We start from the raw sequence: 322 nt of genomic DNA on the forward strand, positions 1-322 counted from the left end.
CTCGAAGGCCGCTCCAAGGTATTTATCGGCCTGGGCGGCAACTTCGCCCAAGCCACGCCGGACAGTACCCGCACCTTCGAAGCGTTGCGTAACTGCGACCTGACCGTGCAGATCAGCACCAAGCTCAACCGCAGCCACCTGATGCACGGTAAAGATGCACTGATCCTGCCGTGCCTGGGGCGCACCGACATCGATATCCAGGCCGAAGGCCCGCAAGCGGTAACGGTGGAAGACTCCTTCAGCATGGTCCACGGCTCCAACGGCCAACTGCAACCGCTGTCGTCGCTGATGAAATCCGAGCCTGCGATCCTTGCGGGCATTG

At 61.5% G+C, this 322-nt stretch carries 1 pseudogene; it reads left to right on the forward strand.

The features are described 5' to 3' along the window. Window positions 1-322, forward strand: a pseudogene (locus AC0L3U_RS38900) (FdhF/YdeP family oxidoreductase); the annotation flags it as partial.

Source organism: Bradyrhizobium sp. Kon69 (assembly GCF_055807515.1).